The sequence below is a fragment of the Nostoc sp. genome (assembly GCF_036917635.1).
Classification (GTDB): Bacteria; Cyanobacteriota; Cyanobacteriia; order Cyanobacteriales; family Nostocaceae; genus Nostoc.
This window is the reverse complement of the sequence record NZ_JBALCW010000001.1, coordinates 1-11,225: the sequence shown is the minus strand read 5'-3', so window position 1 is coordinate 11,225 and position 11,225 is coordinate 1. Positions and strand designations below refer to the sequence as shown.

Genomic DNA, 11,225 nt, shown 5'->3' with positions numbered 1-11,225 from the left:
TGGGGTCATACTTCAAACTGCTGGAATTCTTTTGCAATATACATTTTGGCAGTTTTTGACCCCTATTTCTTCAAGCTTTGTGAGAAATCCGGGTATAGCGTTTCCTAACCAGATGAGGTACATCAGAGCAAGCTCATCGCTTGCTCTTAGGGGGTTGGGGGTGGGGTTCTTGTACCTCACCAGACTGGAAAACGCTATAAGAGTTGAAAGTTAAGAGTGAGGAGTGAAGAGTTGAAAGCTAAGAATGAGCAGTGAGTAGTTGAAAGTTGGGGCTTGGAAGTGGGAGTTGAGGATTATATAATTCCTAACTCCTAACTCCTAACTCCTAACTCCTAACTATTTTTGCTCTGTTGGTAAAATCTTGTTTTGAAGCCAACCCATCATTTTATCTAGCACTAAGCCGACAATGCCGATATAAATTAGAGCTAAAATAACTTCGCTGACGTTGTTATTTTGATAGGCATCCCAGATAAAAAAGCCGATGCCGACAATACCGGACATGACGATTTCGGCGGCGATAATCGCTAACCATGCTAAACCGATCGCAATTCTCAAACCGGTAAAAATGTAGGGTAATGCCGCAGGTATCAAAATATTAGTGAAATATTCTTTGCGGCTAAGTTGCAGAACTTTGGCGACGTTGTTGTAATCTTGGGGAATTTGGGTAACGCCGACAGCAGTGTTAATTAAGATTGGCCAAATGGCGGTAATGAAAATTACGAATAAGGCTGCGGGTTCGTTTTGTCGTAAAGCTGCTAAAGAAATTGGTACCCAAGCTAGAGGGGGTACAGTCCGCAGTAATTGAAAGATGGGGTCTAATGCTTTGGACATGGTTTTATTAACCCCAATCAAAACGCCCAAGGCAATACCTACGATCGCAGCTAGGGTATAACTAATAGCAACCCGTTGCAGACTAGCAAGAATCTGCCAAAACAGACCTTTATCAATGCCACCTCGGTCATAAAATGGCCAGAAAATCAGAACCCAAGTATCTTGAATAACTTGTATTGGCCCTGGTAATGTTGCGCCGGGAATCCAAGCGAAAAGTTGCCAGAGAATCAGGAAGATTGTGATGGCGATCGTTGGTGGTATCAGGTCAGGAAATTGCTTTTGCAGACTAGATATAAAGCTATTATTAAATCTAGGATTTGCAGGGCGTTTTTGGGCTATTGTCATGATGCTGATTTCTCCTGAAATTTTATTTTTTATTAGTCATTTGTTATTTTTTCGTTGTCATTAGTCATTTCTCCTTCGCAAATAACTAACGACCAATAACTAATGACCAATGACTAATAACTAAATATTGACCTTTTTGATTTTGAGATTCTTGAGATATTCTTCTGGCTTTTCGGGGTCAAATTTCATGCCATCAAAAAACTCTTCTATACCACGGGATGTATTTGTAGGAATATCAGCAACAGCAATTCCTGCTTCTTTGGCAGCTTCTTTCCAAATATCTTCGCGGTTAACTTTGTTGACAAGTTCCCTAGCCTTGGCAGCATTATTCTCTACGTAATCTTTTGGCAAGAATCCCCAACGAACGTTTTCAACTATGAACCATAAGTCGTGACTCTTGTATGGATAAGAAACATTACCTTTTTCATCTTTCCAGTAGTAAGCAGCCATTGATTTATCATCAATTTTGCGACCATCACCCATGTCATATTTGCCTTGGTATGGATCTGCCAATATTTCTGGTGAAGAAAGGTTGAAATAATTTCGTCCAGCCAGAATTTGAGCCGCTTCTTTGCGGTTGTCAAAATTATCTAGCCACTGTTGGGCTTCCATAATTCCTTTTAAAATTGCTTTAGTAGCCTTGGGATTTTTATCAACCCAATCGCCTCTGATGGCAACGTATTCTTCAGGATGATTTTTCCAAATTTCTGCGGTTAATGCTGCTATGTAGCCAATTTTTTCTTGAACAAGGCGATAAGGCCAGGGGTCGCCTGTACTAAAGGCATCCATTGTTCCGGTTTTCATGTTGGCTACAGTTTGCGCCGCAGGTACTGTAAGCAATTTGACATCTGCATCTGGATCTAAGCCGCCTGCTGCTAACCAGTAGCGAATCCACAAATCTTGGTTGACGTGGGGAAAGGTAAATGCAGCTGTGAAGGGTGTTGAGGATTTTAATTCCTTAAGCAAAGACTTAGCGCCGCCGAGTTGTAAGCTAATACCTTTACCTTGGTGTTTGTTTGCGATCGCAATTCCATTTCCATGTGTAATCAATTGACATAATACATACATGGGAATTTTTTGATTGCCCTTGGTTATCAAACCTTCTGTGATTAAATGTGGCATTGGCATCTGCCATTGACCGCCATCTATACCACCACCAGCAGAACTAATTTCTACGTTATCTCTGGCTGCACCCCAAGAAGCTTGTTTAGAAAGGTCAACATTAGTCATGCCATACTTTGCAAAAAAGCCTTTTTCTTTAGCAATAATTAAAGGAGCAGCTTCTACAATGGGAATATACCCCAGTTTGACTGTAGTAGTTTCTGGTGTTTGTTCAGGGCTAATATTAGCAACAGATTGAGCAGTTGGTTGTGCTTTAGTGTTTCCACCAGTCAGATTTTCAGGAGGATTGCCCAAACAGCCTTTGAGAAATATAGCGCTCGCCGATACTCCGGCTGTGACGATGAATTTACGACGCGAAATTTGATTAAAAAATTCTGTCAGAATATCTCCTTAAAACGCAATTTTTATTTTTTATAGCTATGACAATTTAGGCAAAACAAACGTTATGTTTATTGCGCTATTAATTATTAATCAAGCTAGATTTTGCAAAGCGATCGCAGCTATATCATTACTGAAATAGCTACCTGTATAAAAACTAGGCTAATTTATTTGCTCTGCTTTTCTAGTGTGATGCAGAGGTATCATTCACCTTGTTCAAATCAGTTTACAGCCTTTGAAGCCAAAATTGTTAACTTGAAATATGGATTTATTAAACAAATATTAAATTGCATGTATAAGGAAAAACTTATCCATTTACCTCAGATATCGGAAAAGTTTTTAATGTATAAACTCTTATTTATGAAAACTATTATATTTACTTTATGATTTTCTGGTTTTACTTATTTTTAGTAGGCATTTGTGATATATAAGTTTCTATTGATAATAACTATTATAGTGACATTATGATTTAGGAAAGCAACGCAATCAGAGTCAGATGGTAAAGCTGGGGAAGCTTTGGAAACCTATCAAAGTGGATGATTCCCTTCGCCCTCAAAAAAGTAATCGTCGTGCGTAAGTCATCCAGGGGTTTTTGAAGTTTGTTGGGGTTTAAGAGCAGCCATGTTTCCAGAACATGCGGTATGTACTCTAGAAACAGAACCAACTCATAGTTAGCTTTTGGTCTATCTAAACCAAATCTTAGTTGAGAACCGTAGTTTTCACCCTCTCCCTAAATCCCTCTCCCAGATTTGGGAGAGGGAGTTTGAAATTCTGGCTCACTATTCTCAAACAGAGAACGCAATTGTGTATTATCCAACTGAGCAATTTGTGAACTGAGCTTGAAGTACCTCTTTCTTCTAATTTCTATATGCTTTTTAGCCATTTTCTCCGTCCAGCCACAGCATAAGAAACCGTAAGACTATTCTGAGTATTTTAACTGATTGATAAAATTAGATGCGTTTACCATGAGGGGCGCACAGTTAGCTGTGCGCCCCTAGCAACCTATTTGTATCAACCTTAAAGTAGAAACGGCATTACACCTGTAAACGAGATTTTAATGTCTTAAGTCAATAAATTAAGATTAGAGATGGCGATTTATCGCGTCTCTCTAACTAGCAAACAGTTGTGAGTAGCTTACGTAGTGTATTCGGCGTTAATTTTCACGTAGTCATAACTCAAATCGCAACCCCAAGCTTTACCTGAACCATGACCATTGCCAACATTAACTGCAATGATCACCGGATTATCAACTCGTTGAGCCTTGATAGTGCTTCTATCAAAAGATAAATCATTACTATTATTGGTGGCAATAAAGTCTTTGGGTAGGGAAGAATCAACAACTACTTTTTTCAAATAAGCACTCGCTGCTGCACGGTCAAATTGCAGAGGTTGCCCATTTTCTAACATTAAGAAATCCCCTAGCTTAATTTGCAGGTTTTCTTGCTCAAAAGGCACACCTGCACGTCCGGCGGCGGCGGCGATGCGTCCCCAATTTGGGTCACGTCCAAAGATTGCAGATTTAACTAAGGATGAACCAGCGATAGTTTTGGCTATTTGTCGGGCTGAAATTTCATCATTGGCCCCTGTTACTTCCACTTCAATTAGACAGGTTGCGCCTTCACCATCACGAGCGATCGCTTTGGCTAAATGCTGACAAACTGCTGTTAACATCGCCTCTAATTTCTCTGCTTCTGCGCCCCATTCTGTAATTGCTGGGGTGCGAGATTGACCATTTGCCAAGGCGATTAAGCTATCGTTGGTGCTGGTATCACCATCTACGGTAATGGAATTGAAACTTCTATCAGCTGCCCTTGCTAACATCTGTTGCCAAAGGTGAGGCGAAACCACAGCATCACAAGTAACAAATGACAGCATGGTTGCCATGTTCGGGTGAATCATGCCGGAACCCTTGGCAATGCCACCAATTCGTACCGGGCGATCTGTTATAGTTGTCTCTAGGGCAATAGATTTCGTTACCAAGTCTGTAGTAATAATTGCCCCGGCGGCGGCATCTGAGCCTGTTTCTGATAGTGCTGCTACTACCTTGGGAATCCCACTTCGTAAAGCATCCATCTTAATTCTTTGACCAATCACGCCAGTGGAAGCCACTAACACAGATTCAGATGGGATATTTAGTGCTTGGCCTAGTGCCATAGCAGATTCTAAAGTATCAAGGTAGCCTTGAGTCCCTGTAGCAGCATTTGCTTGTCCGGCGTTGCAGAGGATGGCACGAGCGCTCTGTTTAGCTTGCAAGCGTTGGCGACAATATTCTACGCAAGCAGCTTTAACTTGGCTAGTGGTGAATACACCAGCTGCGATCGCTTCCACCTCTGAGAATATCAAAGCTAAATCTGGCAACCCTGAAGGTTTCAACCCTGCGGTAATTCCCGCCGCTTGATACCCCCTTGGTGCTGTGATCCCACCTGTGATTTTTTGCCAATCTGCCATTATTCTTCACTCTAAACTATTAGAAAATTTTACACCCCTGACGATCGGGGGTTTATAGATTGTTCGGCTATCATTTGCGATCGCTCTTGATAACTCCCTGAATCAAACATTGGTAACTTTCGATACAACTTAATTTTAGCCCTATTAGTATCATCAAATTTACACGGCAGTTGCTTCTCCTTTTGGGAGAAGGGGAAGAGACGCTTACAAAAAAACTTCTAACTAATAACTCCCAAAACAAATTCACCTTCATTCACAGCTTGATTGGTTGCGACATCATAAACTAATCCATCTTGTTGAGCGTAGACATCAATTACATTAGGTAACTTACCTTCTTTATTAAAACTGAGAATTTGGTACAGCTTTTGTCCAGCTTTGACTGTACTACCTAATTCGATTCTGGATTGAATCATACCACCCGCGATCGCATAATATTTTTTCCGGTTGCTGCTAGATGCAAAAGCCATCTTAGGGGTTTTTGTCTCATCAGATTCAGGAATTTGTAATACACCTTTTTGCGCTAAATAGTTTTTCACACCCTTTACACCTTTAGCGACTGAATCAGGGTTCATTTGCATTCCTGAGCCTAATTCCAGTGTCCATGCTTCCACATCAAACTTAATTTCTCTACCAGACTCTTTAAAACAAGCTTCCAGTGCTAACCAAGGTTTAATAAATGCTTCATCAAAAGCATCACCATCATATTTATCAAGCAAGATTCCGAAATCGAGTAAAAAGTATTTTGCACTGTCTTCTCGATTTCGGAAGTAATAAACGTAGTCTAAAGCGTGATTTGTTGAACTATGTAAATCAATTAAGTAGTCTGCATCTAAACTTAGATTTTGCAGTTTATAGCTAAAAAGTTCAGTGTATGGCACTGCACTAGGAGAATTAATTTTTTCTAAAATTTTTGCAAATTGTTGCTTAATTATAGTTAGATAATTTTGTCGAATCACCTTTGGATCAATATGAAGTTGAGATTTAGTAAAAGCTACTAAATCATCAGCTTCTTTCTCGTAGTCCCAAAATATGCGATTCCAGTCTTTAGCTTCGTAAATGCAATATCGTCCGGGGGAAAAATGGTGCGATCGCTGATTCGTCCCCATTGGATTACAAACGGGAACTAGCCAGATTTGTCCAGTTAAATTTGTATCATCTATTGTTAATAAAGACTCCATTAGCTGGTGAATAACAGCATTCCCAGAAATTTCTGCACCGTGCAGATTAGATTGAATGTAAACTTTTTTACCAGGTTGAGCGCCGATGAATTTGTAAACTTGTAGAGACAAGCGATCGCCCGAAGCCATCTGACGTAATACAATAGTTTCAATAATTGGTAGCATGAAATAACTCGGTGATGATTTGAGTTAAATTATCGCTGGATATGTACTGAATTAAAAGCCATGCAAACCAAAATCATACCAAGTTGCGGCAGCTTTTTCTACTTAGCACAAAATTTACACAACCCATAGATAAGCTAAAAAACATCTAATTTGCATAACCCTTATTAAATAGACAATCCGTTGAATGTCTGACTCGTCGATTAGAGGTTCAGATTGGGCTAGCATCTGCCAGTACAAATTCAGATAGTCTTTGAATGCCTCAAAGACTCTGGTTTTAACTGTTTCTGCATCGGTTTTGGCAAATAAGAGATATTTTGAGAAGTATTGACTAGCATCGTAAAATTTCATTTTCAAGCCTTGTGCCAAGTCTGGATATAAATCATGCAATGTCTGCAATGGATGTATGTACTTCCTCAAGTAAACTTCATCTTGAAATAAAGGCTGGAAATCCATCAAAATCAGGTTTTTCACCTGGACGAAAGAGAGAAAATCAATACCGAGTAAGGGCTACGCGATCGCGCCGCCGCCGAAGAAAAGATATGGTTTGTCAATCCCAATGTCCGTTGTCGGGTTTCTCTAAATGAACTACCCCTGGCTAACTTCGTTTGAGCCAGGGGTAGTTCATTATGACGAGAGTAATAAAAGAGCGTTATAGTGCTATCGAGCGTTTTTCCCAATGTGTGGGAGCGTTAGGAGGCACTATTATTTCGGTTGAGCCAATTGACAAAATTTGGATGGGCGCTCATCGCCAAGTGATTTTATATCAGGCAAGAGCCAGTTTGCATACACCCTGCCACAATTTGAAACAATATTGGATAAAATACGGAGGCTTTCGCACCCGATTTGATGAGCAGGTGTAGTAAATATTTATTAAGATTATTTCTAAAAATTTGATGAAGCTTTTACGTAAATACCACATAACTCAAATAAAAAGAGAGCCACTTAGGTAGCTCTCCAGATCATCAGGGTGCATCTAATTACCACAGCATAACATTTTAGGTATAGGGGCTGTCACCAGTTTTTATATGAAGATTTAGTGAAGAATAACCGGGAAAATACGTACTTGGGGATTGGGGATTGGGGATTAGTTATTTTTTCTTGCTTCCCCTGCTCCCTGCCCCCTGCTCCCCTGCTAGGCGTTCAGTTTTTTCTCCACCAATTCATTAGTCAGCTTAGGATCGGCACGTTTGCCTGTCTTTTTGAGAACTTGTCCGACAAAGAAGCCTTTGAGGTTGGTGTTGCCGTTGCGATACTTTTCTAGTTCTTTGGGATTGGCAGCTATGACTTCATCAACGATGGGTTCTAGTACACTAGGATCGGTGATTAACTCAAGACCTGCAAAGGCTTTTTCAGGAGAAATACCACTGAGCAAATCTGGCAACTTTTCTTTAGCTTGAGCATTGCTAATTTTGCCCGTTTCAATGCGAGTGATGATATCAGCTAGATTGGTGGGAGTTAGGCCGATTTCAGTAATACTGAGTTTTTGCTTATTGAGGTGGGCTGCAATATCTTGAGTAATCCAGTTTGCAGCAGCTTTCGGATTTGCTCCAGATGCGATCGCAGTTTCAAAATATTCCGCTATTGAACGATCTTCTGTCAGCACTCGCGCATCGTAAGGCGAAAGTCCCAACTCACTTTCATAATGATGGCGTTTTTGGGCTGGTAATTCTGGTAGTTCGCTTTGCCATTTCTCTAATTCGGCATCTGTCACCTCAATTGGTGCTAAATCTGGTTCGGGGAAGTAGCGGTAATCGCTAGAACCTTCCTTCACTCGCATACTACTTGTGCGTTGAGCGCCTTCTTCCCACAGCCGAGTTTCTTGGATAATGCTCGCGCCTGCTTCAATGGCGGCGATTTGACGCTCAATTTCGTAGTCAATCGCTCGTTGAATGGCGCTGAACGAGTTCATGTTTTTAATTTCTACCTTAGTGCCAAATTCCTTTCGTCCTACTGGACGCACAGAAATGTTGACATCGCAGCGCAGAGATCCTTCTTGCATATTACCATCACTCACGCCGAGATAGCGCACAATCCGGCGCAATTCTTCGGCATATTCAGCAGCTTCTAATCCAGAACGCAAATCAGGTTCCGAGACAATTTCCACTAACGGTACACCTGCGCGATTGTAGTCTACCAAAGAATAGGAAGAACCGGAGAGACGGTCGCTACCTGCGTGTACCAATTTTCCAGCATCTTCTTCCATGTGCAGACGTGTAATACCAATGCGTTTACGAATAGGATTTCCCTCAGCATCTACCAACTCAATTTCTAACCATCCGTGTTCTGCGATCGGTAGATCATATTGAGAAATTTGGTAATTTTTGGGTAAGTCAGGATAAAAATACTGTTTCCGGTCAAATTTGCTATATCTAGCGATTTGACAATTCAGTGCCAAACCAGCCTTGACGGCGTATTCTAATACTTTTTCATTGAGTACAGGTAAGACCCCAGGTAAACCCATACAAACCGGGTCAATGTTAGTATTGGGGTCAGCACCGAATGCTGTAGAGCTATTAGAGAAAATCTTGGTGTTGGTACTGAGCTGACAATGGGTTTCTAAACCAATAATCGCTTCATACTCAGTTTTTACGGTGGTAGCAATGGTCATAATATCAATATTTCGGCATAATCCTTGTAGTGGTACTATTGTAGCGGCGTATTGAGTTGCCCTGAAGACGGTTATTTGGGTGAGCAATGCTTACCCAAATGAGCTTGAAAAGGGAGATGCAACATAAGGTAAAGAAAATCTTAATTATTGGTTGTATAAAATTAGCAAATTAGGTTAGGGAACAACCAAGATTATGATTGATGTCAAAACCGCAGTGAATGCTGCATATCAATAGATAAAATCCATACAAGACATGATGGGTTCGTCATTAGGAGATTTGAGGCTTGAAGAAGTTGAACTTTCTGATGAGAAAAACTTCTGGTTGATTACTTTAGGGTTTAATATTCCTAAAAAACCTCCTAAAAACCAATTAGAAAACTTAATTCTTAGCTCTCTTGCTTCAACCCCTGTGCTATATAAACGAAAATATAAACTTTTTAAGGTAAATTCTGAAACTGACGAAGTAGAAGCAATGAGAATTAGACAAGTATGAAAGATTTGATTGCTTCTCCTTCCCCTCAGATTGATTATCATTATTGTATTTGGTGATTTTATTCCTTGGAAGTCCCTAGTTTGGGTAGAACTTGAGTCATGAGTTGATACCTCGTTCAAATTCATCAACAGCTTTAATTTGGTCTGAAATTAAACAGCATTGTTCTAGTAAAGAGATATTTAGTTCTGGCAGAAACTCACTTAAAGTAATTTGCTCATAGCCATTGGTTTCCAAAAAATCTGCTATATTTTCTTCGCGTAAGTGATAGACTGTCAGCCGATTATTTTCCCAAAACCAAACTTCTGCTACTCCCAAGCGTCGGTAATTTTTGAGTTTATCAATACTGCCACTGGTGATAATTACTTCTACAACTAAGTCAGGAATATCTTTTTCCTCTCCAATCGAATAACATTCGTCTGGTTCTGCCCCAGCTTTATTAAATCTATTTTTTAAAGTGGGGCTACCCATTGGTGTATGTTGTATCCGCTTTTTTAGAAGATAAAACTCTATCAAAGTAGCCACACGTTTTTTGAGTTTTTCATGCCGGAACGACGGTGACACAATTTCTAATATCCCATCCAAATAATTGACGTGGTAATGAGAGTTTTGCTCTAGCTTGGTTAGTAGCGCTTCATAAATATCCCAACTAACACCACTGGTACTAAACCTCTCTTCTGGATCGTCAATTTGAGTAAGTTCTGGGTAGTCTATAAGTTCTTTGAGACTGTTAACCATTCTTTTAAGTGACTCAAGTGATGTACAAATTGTTATCCTACCACTAACCAACGCAATATGAACAGCAGCAACGCGCGTAGGCTAAGGGACTTCCAGAAAATAAACTATTTATAAAAGGGCTAGATACAATATTTTTAAAAATCGCCTTAAATGCAGTTAAAAGCAGAAAGTACGGCATCAAAAGCTTAAAATGGTGTCGGGTTTTCGTCTAACCGACTTTCCGCACTTCATCGTGTAATATGCGTAGATTTCCCATAGGTGGAAAAAAATGGTTAAATCAACAACATAAATCGCCAATGGTATTCAATATTAATACTTAATAATTTGAACATTATTAGGAATTTTTATTGAAAAGATAGATAATACATTTTGAAGTGCGGAATGTGGGGTCTAACACACCCTACACGACTACTTAGATTTTTACAAAATCAATTTGCGATTCCTATATACACCCCTTAATTTATCACTAAAACTCTTTAATAATAAATAAAACTATTAAAAAAAATTAGCACTCAAGGCTTGTTAGTGCTAATTTTTAACTGAAATTTAATGCTTATGATATAGATATAAACTATACTTTTTCTAGATGCTTGAGCTACTTGTTAGACGTTATGTTAGAAAAAACTAAAGCTTTACTGTAAGTAATTTAAAATTGGCAGTGCTAGCATGAAATACACTTTTGATATTGTCGGAGTATCTCCACTTTTACAGTTTTTTAATCAGCAACAGCAAAATGGGCAAAAACCACCTCACCAAGGGGTGGAATACTTGGGAATGCATACCTGTACACTCGATACGTTTCTACCCGGATTTCTCACAAGACCTTAACAGGACTTACGCAACTGGCACAGGGCGATCGCAAAACAATAGTACAAATGTATTAAGGCAAAGGAGATATCTTTCATTTTTCATTAGCTCCTAT

General features: G+C 39.7%; 10 protein-coding genes and 1 pseudogene. 4 read left to right on the top strand and 7 right to left on the bottom strand.

What is annotated here, in order from left to right; translation table 11 throughout:
* Positions 1-336 precede the first annotated feature (336 nt).
* From ntrB to V7K32_RS00030, 5 genes are all read right to left on the bottom strand, one after another.
* On the bottom strand, positions 337-1,176 hold the full coding sequence (ntrB, locus tag V7K32_RS00050) for a nitrate ABC transporter permease (protein WP_334989147.1): 840 nt from the start codon (positions 1,174-1,176) through the stop codon (positions 337-339).
* Positions 1,177-1,296: 120 nt separating this feature from the next.
* Entirely contained in the window at positions 1,297-2,679 is a 1,383-nt protein-coding gene (locus tag V7K32_RS00045; RefSeq protein ID WP_334989153.1) for a CmpA/NrtA family ABC transporter substrate-binding protein, read from the bottom strand.
* Positions 2,680-3,810: 1,131 nt separating this feature from the next.
* Positions 3,811-5,124, bottom strand: coding sequence for a bifunctional ornithine acetyltransferase/N-acetylglutamate synthase (gene argJ / locus V7K32_RS00040; RefSeq protein WP_334989145.1), 1,314 nt, complete (start codon positions 5,122-5,124; stop codon positions 3,811-3,813).
* 218 nt (positions 5,125-5,342) lie between these two features.
* On the bottom strand, positions 5,343-6,467 hold the full coding sequence (locus tag V7K32_RS00035; protein WP_334989143.1) for a succinylglutamate desuccinylase/aspartoacylase family protein: 1,125 nt from the start codon (positions 6,465-6,467) through the stop codon (positions 5,343-5,345).
* Positions 6,468-6,581: 114 nt separating this feature from the next.
* Entirely contained in the window at positions 6,582-6,962 is a 381-nt protein-coding gene (locus V7K32_RS00030; RefSeq protein ID WP_334989151.1) for a hypothetical protein, read from the bottom strand.
* A gap of 27 nt (positions 6,963-6,989) precedes the next feature.
* Between V7K32_RS00030 and V7K32_RS28620 the strand changes: the two are divergent.
* Positions 6,990-7,076, top strand: a pseudogene (locus V7K32_RS28620) (phycobiliprotein lyase); the annotation flags it as partial.
* A gap of 17 nt (positions 7,077-7,093) precedes the next feature.
* Positions 7,094-7,327 carry a hypothetical protein gene (locus tag V7K32_RS00025; protein ID WP_334989141.1) on the top strand — a complete coding sequence of 78 codons (234 nt, stop codon included), beginning with the start codon at positions 7,094-7,096 and terminating at the stop codon, positions 7,325-7,327.
* A gap of 272 nt (positions 7,328-7,599) precedes the next feature.
* On the opposite strand, the gene gatB is transcribed toward V7K32_RS00025, so the two are convergent.
* Positions 7,600-9,075 carry an Asp-tRNA(Asn)/Glu-tRNA(Gln) amidotransferase subunit GatB gene (gene gatB / locus V7K32_RS00020; RefSeq protein WP_334989149.1) on the bottom strand — a complete coding sequence of 492 codons (1,476 nt, stop codon included), beginning with the start codon at positions 9,073-9,075 and terminating at the stop codon, positions 7,600-7,602.
* A 277-nt stretch (positions 9,076-9,352) separates the two neighbouring features.
* On the opposite strand from gatB, the gene V7K32_RS00015 reads away from it, so the two are divergent.
* On the top strand, positions 9,353-9,568 hold the full coding sequence (locus V7K32_RS00015; RefSeq protein ID WP_334989139.1) for a hypothetical protein: 216 nt from the start codon (positions 9,353-9,355) through the stop codon (positions 9,566-9,568).
* A 96-nt stretch (positions 9,569-9,664) separates the two neighbouring features.
* On the opposite strand, the gene V7K32_RS00010 is transcribed toward V7K32_RS00015, so the two are convergent.
* Entirely contained in the window at positions 9,665-10,303 is a 639-nt protein-coding gene (locus V7K32_RS00010; protein WP_334989137.1) for a Uma2 family endonuclease, read from the bottom strand.
* Between the two features lie 666 nt (positions 10,304-10,969).
* Between V7K32_RS00010 and V7K32_RS00005 the strand changes: the two genes are divergently transcribed.
* Positions 10,970-11,131 (top strand): hypothetical protein, encoded by a 162-nt coding sequence (locus V7K32_RS00005; RefSeq protein ID WP_334989154.1) that lies wholly within the window; start codon positions 10,970-10,972, stop codon positions 11,129-11,131.
* Positions 11,132-11,225 lie beyond the last annotated feature (94 nt).